Here is a 15,544-nt window from a genome sequence, read left to right as displayed (position 1 = left end):
TGTAATTACCACTTTTTCTTTGGTTCAAATAATTCGTCAATGGCAGACTTCTCATTGCGCTTCTTAGCGTCTTTGGCATTTGCCGCCCGTAATGAAGCCGTAATTTCTTCAAGTTTTTCTTTTATATAGGCTTGCTTGGTAACAATGTATTCATCGGTAAAACCAACATCGTTTAGTGTGCGGTAAGCTTTTTCTAAATATTGTCGGGCAGAACCAATCATACCGGTTAAATAGGCTGCTTCTCCGCGGCGTATAAGGCTTTCGGCACTTATGCGAAGTAAGGTTTTTTCAATGCGGCGATCTTCTTCATGAAAGGTTTGGCTGTCAACACGGTTACGACTGTGTTCGGCACGCAGCGAGCGGCGAATTTTTTTCAACCCTTGCAGCATAAAAACAATTTGCTTGTCTTGTTCGGGAATGGTGAAGTTTTCTACCAGTAAGGCTTTGTCGTTTGGATCAAAACTATTAACCGCTTGCTCGTATTCTTCAAGCCGAACTTGTAGATCGGTAACGGTTGGTTGAACGGCAACAAGAAGTTTCAAGGCATCGCGGGCGCGGCAACGAAGTACATGCAGTAAGGCTTTACCCAAGGGAAAGTCGCTGGCAAGAATAATCAAGTCTTCCGTCTCGTCTAAAATATTACGATAACGGTAAATTTGTTGCCGCCTTTCTAGCTCGGCGCGTTGCTTATGCTGTTGGATAGCATTAACACCAATGGCCAGCAGTGCTAGGGCAAATATAAGAATTATAATAGCTAAAAGCATGTGGTGGTTAAGTAAGTCCTTGTTGTTTGTTATGTCACTCTACCTGACTTGCTTTGCTTACGGTAGCCGCAAGGTGAAGCGGCTGCCCCCTAAGGGGCTATCGTTGCTTAAATAAATACTACCTTGTTTAATATCTGTTTGGTGCGCCTGCGCGATTAAGTGAGAAAAATATAACCCTAAACCCGTGCGCCCGGAACTTAATGCCACGCCAGCAGGACCAATTTGGTAAGTATCGAGCATGGTCTGAGGGTAGCCTGGACCATCGTCGAATACCTCAATAACTAATTCATGGTTAACGCTGTCGATACCTAGGGTAACCTGAACTTGTTTGGTTGCATAACGTAATGCATTTATAACCACGTCGTTGAGCAAGACCAAAACTAAATTGTGGTCAAAAAACCAGCTGTTGTCGGTTAGCGCTTCTACGGTAAGCACAATGCCGTGATGTTGTGCATAAAACTGGTTATTAGCCAATAAATCGTCGGCTAGCTCGTCTAAAAAGTGCTCCTCGGTATTTACCAACAAACGATCATGATTTTGTCGATATAAACTTAATAACTGCATTAACCCAGTATTAAGGCGCTGGGTTTCATAATGAATATCGGCCAAACGGCTGCGAGGTTGAGGACTTTCTACTTGGGCGGCAACTTCTTCTATTGATTGTAAAAGTAAAAACAGTGAATTTTTCATATCATGCACGCCTGCTGCCAAAACCGTGGCAAAGTCGAGCTGTTGTGGCGTGGTAAGAGGCGAATTTACATTAACCTTGGGTTTGACAGGCGGCATAGATACTGACACTCTAATTTTTGTTCAACGTTCGGAAGAGGGCTTGCTGCTTGTACACCTCATGACGAAAAATACACCACGGAAACCTTTTCTATGAAGCTTCAACAGTTACACTACATCGTAGAAGTTTTACATAATAATCTCAATGTTTCTAAAACGGCAGAACACCTTTATACCTCGCAACCGGGCATAAGTAAGCAAATTCGTATGCTGGAAGATGAGCTGGGGCTTGAAATATTTGCTCGCTCGGGGAAGCATTTAAGCCATGTAACTGCAGTGGGCGAGCAAATAATTGGCTTAGCCCAAGAAATACTTAGCAAAACACAGGCGATTAAAGCAGTGGCTGCAGAGCACACGCATCCGCAGCAAGGCAATTTAACCATAGCCACCACGCACACCCAAGCGCGTTACACCTTACCTAAGGTAATAGCGCCATTTATACAGCGCTATCCTGAGGTGTCGTTACACATGCACCAAGGCTCGCCAACCCAAATTAGTGAAGCGGCGGCGCAGGGCCAAGCCGACTTCGCAATCGCTACGGAAGCCTTGCACTTGTACCAAAGCTTGGTGATGTTGCCTTGTTATCACTGGAACCGTTCATTATTGGTGCAGCCTGGGCATCCACTGGCTCAAGTAAACAAAGTAACCATTGAAGAGCTTGGTCAATTTCCGTTGGTAACCTATGTGCACGGTTTCACCGGCCGCTCGGAGTTAGACAACGCTTTTAATAACGCTAAGATAACGCCAAAAATAGTGTTTACCGCTACCGACGCCGACGTGATCAAAACCTATGTTCGTATGGGCTTAGGCGTAGGGGTATTAGCGTCGATGGCCTACGAGCCAGAAAAAGATACAGACTTAGTAGCAATACCCGCAGGGCATTTGTTTGCAGCAAGCACCACTAAAATTGGTTTTCGCCGGAGTACCTTTTTACGTGCGTATATGTACGACTTTATTGAAGGTTTTGCACCACATTTAAGCCGTAGTAAAGTAGAACAAGCCATGGCTATGCAACGGCAAGAAGACATTGATGCCTTGTTTAGCCACATGCAGCTGCCTACCTTATAGTACCGAGGTTAAAACACAGGTTTGTAAAGTAGTTTGCCGGCGGGGTTTATTTGGTCAGCCAAACCCCGAATAATAGCTGCAGTGGCACCCCAAATTAACTGCCCTTGCCAGGGTATAAAATGCACCGTGGGGTGTACCGGATGGTTACGCTTTACTTGTAGGTGGTTACGCTGGTCGAGCAGTAGCCGTAAAGGCACACTAAGTACTTCGGCTACTTCATTAGGCTCTCTGATTAACGCAACTTTAGTGTCGATAAGCCCCACATAGGGTTGAATCATAAAATGCGACAGCACTGGCTGTTCGGGTAACTGGCCAAGAATGTGCACATGGCGCGGATGAACGCCAAGCTCTTCGTGGGTTTCCCGTAGTGCGGTGGTTAATAAAGAGCAGTCTGCGGCGTCCATGCGGCCACCAGGAAAACAAATTTGGTCGGCATGGTGGCGTAAGTGTGCCGTACGCCGGGTTAAAATAACTTCGAGTTCGTGGCGGCCTTGGCGCAGGGGAATAAGCACCGCCGACTTTTGCCACAATAATTCGGGCCATGCCTTTGGCTCGGGTGGGTGTAAGTTAAACTGAGTTAAAAAATTATTTAGTTGGCACTGCACAGCTAACTCCAAGTCACTTCATTATTTTGGTTACAACAAAGGTAAAATGCGAGCTACCTTGTCGAAGGTTTCTTGATATTCCTCGCTTGCTTTAGAGTCTGCCACAATACCACCTCCGGCCCAACAGTGCAGCTGGTTGTTGGCATGGCACAGGGTGCGAATGGTAACGCTACTGTCGCTGCGACCATTGGCGCTAAAGTAAACCAAACTGCCACAATACACTGAGCGCCGGTGCGGTTCTAACTCATTAATTATTGCCACGGCTCGACGTTTTGGGTTACCAGCAATAGAGCCACCAGGAAAAATAGCCCGCATTAAGTCGAGCGGGGTATGGTGTGCGGCCAACTGCCCAACCACAGTACTAACTAAATGGTGCACTGCGGGAAAGCTTTCTAACGCTAACAGTTGAGACGCGTGCACGCTGTCGGCTTGGCACACTTGGCGCAGGTCATGACTGAGCAGCTCGACAATCATTAGGTTTTCATTACGCTCTTTTTCCGAGGCTAACAGCTCGGCCGCATTGGCCCTGTCGATAGCCGGGTTAGCATGCCTTGGCCGAGTACCTTTAATGGGTTTGGTTTGCACCTGGCCGTGGCTATTTACTTGCACAAAACGTTCTGGAGAAAGGCTAAGTACGGCACCTTCTGGTAGCTGTATAAAGCCAGAAAAAGGCGCCCCGTTTACACTGCGTAATTTGCTATAGGCATGCCAACTACTGCCAATACAGCTGGCACTAAAGCGCTGGGCTAAATTAATTTGTTCACATTCACCCGCATGTAAATAGGTTTGAAAGCGCTCGATACGCTCATAATACTGGGCTTCGGTAAGGTTGCTTTGCCAGCTACTAGTTAATTGAAAGGGCGCATAGGGTGCAGCGGGTGCCCGCCAAAATTGCTCCGCTTGGGCTTGGCTCATACTTGCCGGTGCCACTAGGTAAGTTTGTTTTGCCTGGTGGTCGATAACTAGGGCATGGGTATAAATTCCAATGGCAGCGTCGGGCAAAGGAATGTCGTTGGCGGCCTGGTTGGGGGCCTGTTGAAAAAGCTCTGGGGTTATTGCGCGGGCCACGTCGTAACCTAGGTAGCCTAAGGCGCCTCCGCTAAAAGGTAGCTGTTGGTGTGAATTTTTTAACGGCGCTAAGGCGGCTTGAACGGTGCTGAACAAGTCGAATTCATTTGTTTGAGCGCTATTTTCAAGTGGGGGCTGGCAAATAACCTTGTTGTTTACTAAGCGAATGGTGCGAGCCGGTTGGCGCACTAAAATGTCGTAGCGGCTGTCTGGGTGCTGTGCGTTTGCTGAATCTAGTAGCATGGCCCATGGTTCGTTGGCAAAGGGGGCGAAAAGTGCGAGGGTGTTATGCCAAAGGCTATATTCGACGTGGTATATATTGATGGTTTGTGGCATGGGCTCCATGGTCCGTGACTGGCGATTATCAGTGTAAGAGGGTATCATAACTGCTAGTTTTCGACACCGTTAATATGCATTTAATCGATTGTTAAGGCGTACTAAAGGTGTAATTCCGAATCGTAAAAAGGAGTTCAGATGTCTGTCATTCGCCAGCAAGATTTTATCGATAGTATTGAAGATGCATTGCAGTTTATTTCTTATTATCACCCACTCGACTTTGTTAATGCTTTGGCCGATGCCTACGAGCGCGAGCAAAGCGATGCCGCTAAAAACGCCATTGCACAAATGTTGGTTAATTCGCGCATGTCGGCCGAAGGCCACCGGCCATTATGCCAAGACACAGGCATTGTTACTTGCTTTGTTAAAATAGGCATGGACGTAAAGTGGGACAAAACCGACCTCACAGTGCAACAAATGGTAGACGAAGGAACGCGCCGCGCCTATAGCAATAAAGACAACCCATTGCGTGCCTCAATTGTGGCAGACCCCGCAGGAGCCCGTGTTAATACAAAAGACAACACCCCCTCGGTGGTGCACATTGATATGATTGCCGGTAATAAAGTTGAAGTAATGATTGCTGCTAAAGGCGGTGGTTCTGAAAATAAAACTAAAATGGCAATGCTTAATCCAAGCGACTCAGTGGCCGACTGGGTGGTAGACACCTTGTCGAAACTTGGTGCTGGTTGGTGCCCACCAGGTATGTTAGGCATTGGTATAGGTGGTACTGCAGAAAAGTCTGCGGTGCTGGCAAAAGAATCGCTTATGGACCCCGTTAATATTCAAGAACTCATAAACCGTGGCGCAGAAAATAAAGAAGAAGAGCTACGTTTAGAAATTTATGAGCGGGTTAATAAACTAGGTATTGGTGCACAGGGCCTAGGTGGTTTAACCACTATAGTTGATGTGAAAATAAACTCACTGCCAACCCATGCGGCTTCAAAGCCGGTAACCTTAATTCCAAATTGTGCCGCAACTCGGCATGTGCATTTTGAGCTCGACGGTAGTGGGCCTGCGGAATTAGCGCCACCGAAGTTGTCTGACTGGCCCGACATTAGCTTGGCCGTAGGCGACAATGCTCGCCAGGTGAACTTAGACACACTGACACCTGCCGACATTACCGAATGGAAAATGGGCGAAACCGTATTACTGTCAGGTAAGTTACTAACTGGCCGCGATGCCGCCCACAAGCGCATTAAGGAAATGCTCGATAAGGGCGAGACCTTGCCAGTAGATTTTAAAAATAAATTTATTTACTACGTTGGCCCGGTAGATCCTGTAGGCGATGAAGTGGTTGGCCCAGCAGGACCGACAACAGCAACCCGAATGGACAAGTTTACAGACCAAATGCTCGAGCAAACCGGCATTCTTGGCATGATTGGTAAAGCTGAGCGTGGTGCCGACACGGTAGCGAGCATTGCCAAACATAAAGCGGTGTATTTAATGGCCGTTGGTGGTGCTGCTTACTTGGTTTCTAAAGCCATTAAGAAATCGAAAGTAGTAGCCTTTGAAGACTTAGGCATGGAAGCCATTTATGAATTTGAAGTGGAAGATATGCCAGTAACGGTTGCGGTAGACAGTTTGGGTAACAATGCCCACGACGCAGGCCCTGCTATTTGGGCAGTGAAAATAGCAGAGCTGGACGCAGATAAAAAATAAGGACGTAACTAAGGTGAATGCTGAGTGGTTAAGCACACATTTAATGGAGCTGACAGGTGCTGCTATAGCTTCTGTTATAATTATGCTACTCAGCCTTTTACTGTGGCGCAGTTCTCGCCGCAGCAGCGGCTATCGTGATCAGGTTTTGCAATTACACGCAGAGTTAGATAAGCAACAAGCGCTGGCAGGCGCCCAGCGCAGCCACCTAGAAGATAAACTTACGGCCTTACAGCAAAGTGAAGTGCGGCTGCAACATGAATTTGAACGTTTGGCCCAACGTATTTTCGAGCAAAAGTCGCAACAAATTGAAAGCTTGAATCAAAAACACCTCGCTTCAACCCTAGACCCGTTAAAACAACAGTTAGAAGCCTTTCGTCAGCAAGTAGGCAAGCAGCACGCGGAAGAAGGGCGGCAACGTATGTCGTTGCAAAAAGAGCTTTTCACCTTAAGTGAGCTGAATAAGCAAATGACCGCAGAGGCGGAGTCGTTAACCCGTGCTTTAAAAGGCGACAGCCGCCAGCAAGGAGTATGGGGTGAAGTGGTATTGGAGCGTATTTTAGAACAGTCGGGTTTGCGGGAAGGCCACGAGTATGAAGTGCAAGGCCAGCGTATGGCCGAAGAAGGTAAGCGATACCGACCCGATGTAATTATTCACTTGCCAGAAAAGCGCCAAGTTATTATTGACAGTAAAGTATCGTTAACCGCCTACGAACGTTATTTTAGCGCTGAAACCGACGCGTTGCGCCAAAAAGCCTTAATGGAACATGTGGCCTCGTTAAAAAACCATGTGCGCGACTTAGGAAAGAAAAATTACCAACAGCTTGAGGGCATAACCACGTTAGATTATGTATTGCTGTTTGTACCTATTGAGCCGGCTTTTTTATTAGCGGTAGATAAAGATCCTGAGCTGATTAGGCTGGCGCTTGATCATAATATTATGCTGGTAAGCCCAACTAATTTATTAGTGGCCTTACGCACCGTGCATAATATTTGGCAATACGAACACCAAAGCCAAAATGCTCAGCGTATTGCCAGCGACGCAGCCAAGCTTTACGACAAGTTTGTTGGCTTTCTAGACGACTTAGGCAAAATTGAACAAAGCATGGCGGTGACTACTAAACATTTCGATGCCGCCATGAATAAACTTTCCACTGGGCGTGGTAACTTGGTTGCGCGGGTAGAAAAATTTCGCGAACTAGGTGTACAGCCGAGCAAAAAAATTAACCCACAGTTACTGGACGAAGAGAGTTAGCCTGTGTTTGAAGCGGTGTGGTAACAACACCACGCACAAAGGCACAGGTTAAGGGCTTGCCGTTAATGGGCAAGGTAACCCATAAGTAGCGTAAGCGTTTACCTGAATGGGCCACTCGCAAGGTAACTTGTTGCGGCTGATGGGTTTGCTCGCATTCCAGTAAGGCATATAACAACCGATCGCGCTGGTGTGGCGTATACCACTGCAAAAATTGTTGCATACTTTGCCGATGGTAATAAGGTGCCTGCTCATCGTGCAATTCTGCTGCGTATTCCGACCAATAACATTGCTTTAAGCAAGGTGCATACATAACAAAGCCAAGCTTGTCGATAGGGTTGTTAATTTCTTCATGGTCGATAAATAAAGCCAAAGTAAACCCCGACTCTTGTAACGCCGTGGTTATTAACCGTGCAGCAGTGGCTTTACGAGTGGTATTCCAATACACCACGGTTGCGCCGGAACGTGGTAGGTGAGTGTCGTGGTTTAAACAGAAGTCTTGCCAATGCGAGCCCTGCCCCGATTGTCGAAATGGAATACTAAGCGAGTTCCATTGGTAGACGCGGCCTGCTTGGTCCATGATAAGCGCTGCAACCTTGACTTCGGCTAGCCGGTTTAATAAAGCGGAATAGTGTTGGTTAAGCATGTTGTTCACTCCTAATTGGTACAATAGCGGTGAACAATTAAGTATGTAGTGAGCCACGCAAAAGCCAAGCTAACAACAAAGAATTAAGCCTTTTCCTACCTGACATAGCCTTAGTTGTTGTTCCATGGCTGCACCTGTGCTGAACTATGATTTTGGTAGGAATGGTTTTACACTATCCCAACAGCTTAAAATAATTATAAACACGCACAATTGCGTATAAAAGCGAGATATAACGTTCCTTATGCGATTAAAATATATTCGGCTAGTAGGCTTTAAGTCCTTCGTTGATAGCACTAAAGTTGCCTTCCCTGAACAGATGACCTGTATTGTCGGGCCTAATGGCTGTGGCAAGTCGAACGTAATTGATGCGGTACGATGGGTACTGGGTGAAAGCAGTGCTAAAAACTTACGTGGCGATGCCATGACCGACGTTATTTTTAATGGCTCGACAGCGCGTAAACCGGTTTCGCAAGCCAGCGTTGAATTGGTGTTCGACAACCAAGAGCGCCGTTTACAAGGCGAGTTTGCAGATTACAATGAAGTGTCGGTTAAGCGCTTAGTAACCCGCGAAGGGCAGTCGGTTTATTTCTTGAATGGTACCAAATGCCGACGCCGCGACATTACTGATTTGTTTTTAGGTACCGGCTTAGGACCACGTAGCTACGCGATTATTGAACAAGGCATGATTAGCCGCTTAATTGAGTCGCGGCCGCAAGAGCTGCGCGTGTTTATTGAAGAAGCCGCAGGTATTTCAAAATATAAAGAGCGCCGCAAAGAAACCGCTAGCCGTATGGCGCGCACTCGCGACAACCTAGACCGATTAACCGATGTGCGTGACGAGCTTGGCCAACAGCTGGCAAAGTTACAACGACAAGCTGCTGCCGCGAAACGTTACCAAGCATTAAAAGCCGATGAGCGGCGTTTGAAAAGTGAACTGCAAGCCTTGCGTTGGTTACATTATCAACAACAATGTGATCGGATTGAGCAAGAGCTGCAGGGGCAAGAAAATGAACTAGAAAAATGGTTGGCAGAACAGCGGGGTAGCGAGCGTGGGCAAACGGAGTTGCGGCAACAAGAGCATAATTTTCAAGATTTAGTAGCAAGCACGCAAGCGGCTTTTTATCAACATTCCACGCAAGTAACTAGCCTGGAACAGCAAATACGGCATCAACGCCAGTTAAACCAACAGCGCCAACAACAGCAAGCTGCTTTGGCACAAAACTTGGTGCGTATTGCTGAAGAATTAGCAAGCGAAGAACACCGTGTTCTTGATTATGAGGCAGAGCGTGAACAGCTTGCTGCAACCCTACTTGAACTTGAAGAGCAAGCTATGCTGGAGGCAGAGCAGCGGCAAGAGTTGGAGTTGAACTTACAACAGTGGCAAGACGAGTGGCAAGAGCTACGTGATCACAGTGCTCAGCTAACCGAGCGCAGCTCTGTTCTGCAGGCCGAGCAGCGGGCGGCGCAACAACTACACGAGCAACTGCAGCAGCGGCAGCAGCACATTCACCAGGAATTAGCAGAGCTTCAGGCCGTTGACAGCAACGTGGTGCAACAGTACCAGGCCGAACTTGCTGTACACCAACAACAATTAGCCGAGCATCAGCAACAAGGTGGTGAATTACAGCGCCAACAAGACCAGTTGCAGGCTGCAAAACTTAGCGCCACACAACAACGCAGTGACTTACAATCGTTATTACATAAAACGGAGGGTCAGCTGAGTTCGGTGAAGCATTTGTTAGCCGCACAAGCCCCCCGTAGTAGTGGCGAATTTAGTCATTGGTTGCTTAGCCAACAAAACCTGGGCAGTTTACGTGAATTATTAACGGTGCCAACCAAGTGGTTGGCAGCCACAGAAACATTATTACATGGCTGGCTTGCTGCACCGGTACTGGCTAGTACGCCAGCCCAATGGCCACAGGGCGCTGATCGAGCGGTGCTGGCGCTGCGGGAAAATATTCAGTGGCCGGCACAAAGCCTAGCGGCGCAGCTAGCGGGCGTAGGTAATACGGTAAGCTTATTCGACGGTGTTGCAGTGGCGGAAAATGACACCCAAGCCCGCCAGCTACTGTTACAGCCCCAATGGCATGCTGTGGCCTTGGCCGACGGTAGAATTATAGGAGATGGCTGGGTGCTGGGTCGACCAGAAGATGCAGACAGCCAATTAAGCTGGCAGCAAGACATTCACCGTTTAACAGCACAATTGGCGCAATTGAATGAGCAGTTTAATGCGGTGGAAGTAGAAATAGCACAGCATGAACAAAAACAGCAGCTGGTGAAATTAAAATTTGAGCAGGTAAATCAGCAGGCGCAAGAAAGTGAGCGTAATTTGGTTCGTACCCAAGAGCGTTTATTAAGTGCTGAGCGTGAATTAAATGCCCAACAGGCGCGCTTAGCTGCGTTAAACACCGAACTTAAACATATTACAACCCGCACCCTAGACCTTGAACGCCAAAGCGAACAAAGAAAAGCAGAACTGCAGGCTATAACACTAGAGGTTGATGCGGTAGGACCGCGTTTAATATCTGCCGAGCAGCAAGGCAACAACTTACGGGCGCAGGTGCGGCAAGCGCAACAACAGGCGCAACATAGCCAACAGCAAGTGCATGGCTTGCAGCTTAACGTGCAGCAAGTGGAAAGCAAACTGCAGCATTTAGCACAACAGATACAGCGTTTAGCGCAGCAGCAACAAGACAGCCAAGAACAAATGCATGCTGACGCACAGCATGCGGCCGATGCAGATGAAATTATAGTGCTTGAAGAGCAACTTGCGGAAGCTTTGCTTAGTCGCGAACTGGTGGAGCAAGAGCTACGCGAGGCAAAAGAACAATTAAGTGCTGTCCAGCAGCAATTGAGTATAATTAACCAAGGCCAGTCGGCGGTGTTAGAACAAATTGCTAAACAGCGTGAACGGGTAGAGGCAAGTAGGTTAGAATTGGCCGCGTCGCGCGAACGTGGCAATGCATTATTAGAGTCTTTTAATGAACTTAAAGTGTCACTAAAAAATGTGCTGTCGGCTATGCCGGAAGACGCGGAAGAAAAGCGTTGGCAGCGCGAGCTCGACGACTGCCTACGCAAAGTGTCACAATTAGGCGCAATAAATTTAGCTGCGATTGACGAAGTGGAAGCTCAGTTAGAGCGGAAAGAGTACCTAGATGCCCAATACGAAGACTTACAGGCGTCGTTAGACATTTTAGATGGCGCCATTAAAAAAATTGACCGAGAAACACGAGCGCGCTTTAAGCAAACTTTTGAGCAAGTAAATAGTGGGTTGCAAAGCTTATTTCCAAAAGTGTTTTCAGGTGGTACAGCTTATTTAGAACTAACCGATGACGACCTGCTAGAAACGGGTGTAACCATTATGGCGCGCCCACCAGGTAAGAAAAATAGCACCATACACTTGCTTTCGGGGGGTGAAAAAGCACTCACCGCGCTAGCATTAGTGTTTGCTATTTTTAAACTGAATCCGGCGCCATTTTGCTTGCTCGACGAAGTGGATGCACCGTTGGACGATATTAACGTGGGGCGCTTTTGCCGTTTGGTACAAGAAATGTCAGAATCGGTGCAATTCATATATATTAGCCATAATAAAATAGCGATGGAAATGGCCACACACTTAATTGGTGTCACTATGCAAGAGCCAGGCGTGTCGCGATTGGTCGCTGTTGATGTAGACGAAGCTTTGGCAATTGCTGAAGCCTCCTGACGAATTGAATGACAGGGTAAAAAGGTAATGGACGGAATGCGAACTTTATTAATTATAGTGGGTTTTCTTGTGATTCTAGCGGCGCTAGGTCATGGCCTGTGGACTATACGCAAAAACAACAAGGCCAAAAAACACATTAGTAACAAGCAAATAAATAGCACTGCTCGTAGCCGTCAAGAAGTAAAAAACACAATGGGCGATGACAATTTTGATGAGTATGGCATTGGTGCGGTGCGAACAATTAAAACGGCTAATTCGGCACCCAAGGCCACGGCTACTCCAACGCCAGCCAAGGCTTCAGCAAAGCCGCTTGCGACAGTTCAACAACCAGCGTTATTTGATGAAGAAGAACCCCCCGCGGTTGGGCGCTCGAACAAGGGCTTTCAGCGCAAAGAGCCGTCGATGGAAATTGAACAGTTGCCAATGGCATTTGGTGACAATGAAAACACCAAAGAGCCAAATATTAGTAGCACTGATTTTGCCAGCCAAGATCAAAAACCGACCCCAGACATTGGTGCTATAGAGCCAGACCCCATAACCAAACCTAAAGCTGCTGCGGGCACTGCCGCGGCAACTGAACAGGGGGGAAATGCTCGTGAGCAGCTACCGAAACACGAGCCAGTAGTAATTACTTTGTTTGTGTCGGGTGACATTCAAGGTGCCATTTTATTACAAACTGTGACTGAGCTTGGGTTTAAATTTGGCGACATGGATATTTTCCATCGCCATGCGGACACGGCTGGCAAAGGGCCCACTTTGTTTAGCTTGGCCAATATGTTTAACCCAGGGGTGTTTAACCTTGATGAAATAGAAACGTTCACCACCCGTGGAGTAGCGTTATTTATGGAGTTACCAGTGGCTTCAGACGGGCATAAAGTCTTTACCATGATGTATAACGCGGCCAATAAAATTGCCGAAGCAATGCCTCGGGCCGCGGTACTTGATGGTAATCGGAACCCTATTACCAAACAGGCGGTACAACACACGTATCAAAAAATACGTGAGTTTGAACGCCGCCAACATGTGGCTGACGCTGCCCGCCACTAACCAAATAGGTATAAAATCGGACTGCTATATGAGTACTGACTCTCTTTATCAAGAGCTTGTGCGTTTGCGCGAGACCCTTGAAAATCACAATTACAATTATTACGTGCTTGATAACCCGAGCATTCCCGATGCTGAATATGATCGGATGTTTCGCCGCTTGCAAGAAATTGAACAGCAACAGCCCGAGTGGCAATCAGCGCAGTCGCCGAGCCAACGGGTTGGGGCTTTGGCGCGTGGGCATTTACCTGAAGTGGCCCACGAAGTACCTATGTTGTCGCTCGACAATGCTTTTAACGAAGACGAATTAACGGCGTTTCAACAGCGCGTACAAGAGCGCACTGGTGTTACCGGCGACCTACAGTGGTGTGCCGAGCCGAAGCTAGACGGTTTGGCCGTTAGCTTACTGTATGAGCAAGGGCAGTTAGTGCGCGGTGCGACACGAGGCGACGGGTATCAAGGCGAAGACATTACCGCCAACGTTAAAACCATACGAGCAATACCGCTAAGTTTACGTGCCAATGAACAAGGTGAGTTTCCTGAGCGCTTAGAAGTGCGCGGCGAAGTGTTTATTAGTTTAGCTAGTTTTGAGCGTATGAACGAGAAAGCGTTAGCCCAAGGCTCGAAACTTTTTGCTAATCCGCGTAATGCTGCCGCCGGTAGTTTACGCCAGCTCGACTCGCGTATTACGGCAGAACGTTCACTTGATTTTTATGCCTACGCTATGGGAGAAGTAACGCCTGCTCGACAACTAGATAATGACAGTCATTATGCTCGCCTTGAACAACTACGAGCGTGGGGCTTTCCGGTTAGCCGAGAAACCAAGCGCCTTACGACTAACCAGGCGTGCATAACTTATTACCGAGACCTTTTGGCTCGCCGCGATGCGCTGCCCTATGAAATTGACGGGGTGGTGTTTAAACTTGATGCGATTGCTTTGCAAGAGCAGCTAGGCTTTGTTGCTCGGGCCCCCCGTTGGGCTGTGGCACAAAAATTCCCAGCGCAAGAACAGCTAACTTGGTTACGGGGCGTAGACTTTCAAGTGGGCCGTACGGGGGCTATTACTCCAGTTGCACGGCTTGAGCCCGTGGAAGTGGGTGGGGTGGTGGTGTCGAACGCAACCTTACACAATGCCGATGAAATTGAACGCTTAGGAGTTCGTATTGGTGATCGTGTAACCATTCGACGGGCCGGCGATGTGATACCGCAAGTGGTTGGTGTAGTGGTTGACGAACGCCCGGCTAATAGCAGCGCGGTAGAATTTCCAAGCCGTTGTCCTGTGTGCGATTCGGCTGTAGAGCGAGTTGCGGGCGAAGCAGTAAGCCGTTGTACTGGTGGCCTTTTTTGTGGCGCTCAACGCAAAGAAGCCATTAAGCACTTTGCTTCTCGTAAAGCCCTAGATGTGGACGGCCTAGGCGACAAACTGGTGGAAATGCTGGTTGATCGCGACTGGGTGCAGCACCCAGCAGATTTATTTAAGTTAAATGCGTTGCAGTTAGCAAGCTTGCCACGCATGGGGCAAAAGTCGGCGGAAAACTTAGTTAATGCGCTGGCTCGAAGTCGCAAAACCACCTTAGCTCGCTTTTTGTATAGTTTAGGTATTCGCGAAGTAGGGGAAGCCACGGCGCAAAACTTAGCAAATTATTTTGGCAGCTTAGACGCATTAATGGCAGCAAGCGAAGAGCAGCTGCAAGAGGTTGACGACGTGGGGGTAATTGTGGCCGCCCATGTGCATAACTTTTTCCGCGAACCTCATAACCAGGAAGTAATTAACATGCTGACGCAAGGTGAGCGTGCGGTATATTGGCCTGAAGTGGCCCCTGCTAACGCCGCTAGCCTTGATTTAGCCGGCCACACCTATGTGTTAACTGGCACCTTAGAACAAATGACTCGTGATGAAGCGAAAGAGCAATTGCAGGCCCGTGGGGCTAAAGTGGCGGGTAGCGTGTCGGGAAAAACCACTGGCGTGTTTGCCGGTGCAAACGCAGGTTCGAAACTAACCCGTGCAGAGCAACTGGGTGTGCCTATTTATACGGAAGCAGAGTTAATTAAATTACTCGAAAGCTAACCGTAAGGTTATTCTACCCGGCGAATTGATAAGTCGCGGATAAAGCCTTCGGCACGGTAACCTGTTATGCCGTAGCCATCGAGTTGAATACTAACCGATGGCGTGCGCCGGTCGAACATCATCATGCGGTCGTCAATACGAAGCCGTACTCCGTACTTGGCCACCGCAGTGGGAATAAGCTCGAGCTCATGGTCGCCAATGGTAACCTTGAAGCTACGCATGTAGCGATTGCTTAATTCTGGCAAATACACCATGGAATCATTTTCTTGTACGGCAAACTGTAAATTGTATTGGCTTGGTGGCAAGTACATGGCCACACGCTGATTACCAGCCCGAAAATACCAAACACTATTGTCTTGCTCAAAGGCCAGTGGAAAGTTAACAGCTACTTCTGTGCCGTCGCCAAGCACTGCGGTACCCGAGATGTAGCTTTCAAACCCCATGGCGTCGTCTTGGGCGTAACTGGCCGAGGCATAACTGGTAACAAGAGCAAAGGTTATGGCAAGTAGTAATAGTTTAAGTTTACAAATGACGCTATCCATTTC

At 48.0% G+C, this 15,544-nt stretch carries 12 protein-coding genes; 6 read left to right on the top strand and 6 right to left on the bottom strand.

What is annotated here, in order from left to right; genetic code table 11:
• Nucleotides 1-5: 5 nt before the first annotated feature.
• A complete protein-coding gene (locus tag M1L23_RS01220) occupies nt 6-764 on the bottom strand; it encodes a hypothetical protein (RefSeq protein ID WP_252625189.1) in 759 nt (252 codons plus the stop codon).
• Between the two features lie 57 nt (nt 765-821).
• Nucleotides 822-1,550, bottom strand: a complete 729-nt coding sequence (locus M1L23_RS01215; protein ID WP_252625187.1) for a sensor histidine kinase — start codon at nt 1,548-1,550, stop codon at nt 822-824.
• A 93-nt stretch (nt 1,551-1,643) separates the two neighbouring features.
• Between M1L23_RS01215 and cysB the strand changes: the two genes are divergently transcribed.
• Entirely contained in the window at nt 1,644-2,618 is a 975-nt protein-coding gene (cysB, locus tag M1L23_RS01210) for an HTH-type transcriptional regulator CysB (RefSeq protein WP_252625186.1), read from the top strand.
• 8 nt (nt 2,619-2,626) lie between these two features.
• Here the strand turns inward: cysB and M1L23_RS01205 are convergent, their stop codons facing one another.
• Together M1L23_RS01205 and pabB are read right to left on the bottom strand one after the other, a co-directional pair.
• Nucleotides 2,627-3,223 (bottom strand): CoA pyrophosphatase, encoded by a 597-nt coding sequence (locus M1L23_RS01205; RefSeq protein WP_252625181.1) that lies wholly within the window; start codon nt 3,221-3,223, stop codon nt 2,627-2,629.
• A 30-nt stretch (nt 3,224-3,253) separates the two neighbouring features.
• Nucleotides 3,254-4,627 carry an aminodeoxychorismate synthase component I gene (pabB, locus tag M1L23_RS01200; protein ID WP_252625179.1) on the bottom strand — a complete coding sequence of 458 codons (1,374 nt, stop codon included), beginning with the start codon at nt 4,625-4,627 and terminating at the stop codon, nt 3,254-3,256.
• A gap of 138 nt (nt 4,628-4,765) precedes the next feature.
• On the opposite strand from pabB, the gene M1L23_RS01195 reads away from it, so the two are divergent.
• The gene (locus M1L23_RS01195) at nt 4,766-6,286 is read left to right on the top strand and encodes a fumarate hydratase (protein WP_252625178.1); all 1,521 of its coding nucleotides are present in this window, start codon (nt 4,766-4,768) and stop codon (nt 6,284-6,286) included.
• A 13-nt stretch (nt 6,287-6,299) separates the two neighbouring features.
• Entirely contained in the window at nt 6,300-7,538 is a 1,239-nt protein-coding gene (gene rmuC, locus M1L23_RS01190; RefSeq protein WP_252625176.1) for a DNA recombination protein RmuC, read from the top strand.
• Here rmuC and M1L23_RS01185 read toward each other — a convergent pair.
• The gene (locus tag M1L23_RS01185; RefSeq protein WP_252625174.1) at nt 7,507-8,181 is read right to left on the bottom strand and encodes a hypothetical protein; all 675 of its coding nucleotides are present in this window, start codon (nt 8,179-8,181) and stop codon (nt 7,507-7,509) included. The genes rmuC and M1L23_RS01185 overlap by 32 nt on opposite strands.
• A gap of 241 nt (nt 8,182-8,422) precedes the next feature.
• On the opposite strand from M1L23_RS01185, the gene smc reads away from it, so the two are divergent.
• Genes smc through ligA form a run of 3 tightly spaced genes read left to right on the top strand, consistent with a single transcriptional unit; the run spans nt 8,423 to nt 14,999 of the window.
• On the top strand, nt 8,423-11,887 hold the full coding sequence (gene smc, locus M1L23_RS01180) for a chromosome segregation protein SMC (RefSeq protein ID WP_252625172.1): 3,465 nt from the start codon (nt 8,423-8,425) through the stop codon (nt 11,885-11,887).
• Between the two features lie 36 nt (nt 11,888-11,923).
• A complete protein-coding gene (zipA, locus tag M1L23_RS01175) occupies nt 11,924-12,934 on the top strand; it encodes a cell division protein ZipA (protein WP_252625170.1) in 1,011 nt (336 codons plus the stop codon).
• Nucleotides 12,935-12,962: 28 nt separating this feature from the next.
• A complete protein-coding gene (gene ligA / locus M1L23_RS01170) occupies nt 12,963-14,999 on the top strand; it encodes an NAD-dependent DNA ligase LigA (RefSeq protein ID WP_252625169.1) in 2,037 nt (678 codons plus the stop codon).
• 8 nt (nt 15,000-15,007) lie between these two features.
• Here ligA and M1L23_RS01165 read toward each other — a convergent pair whose 3' ends face one another.
• Nucleotides 15,008-15,541 carry a hypothetical protein gene (locus tag M1L23_RS01165; RefSeq protein WP_252625168.1) on the bottom strand — a complete coding sequence of 178 codons (534 nt, stop codon included), beginning with the start codon at nt 15,539-15,541 and terminating at the stop codon, nt 15,008-15,010.
• Between the last annotated feature and the right edge of the window lie 3 nt (nt 15,542-15,544).

The sequence above is a fragment of the Aliidiomarina quisquiliarum genome (assembly GCF_023922585.1).
GTDB classification, from domain to species: Bacteria; Pseudomonadota; Gammaproteobacteria; order Enterobacterales; family Alteromonadaceae; genus Aliidiomarina; species Aliidiomarina quisquiliarum.
The sequence above is the reverse complement of the archived record's forward strand: the minus strand, read 5'-3'. Positions and strand labels throughout refer to the sequence as shown.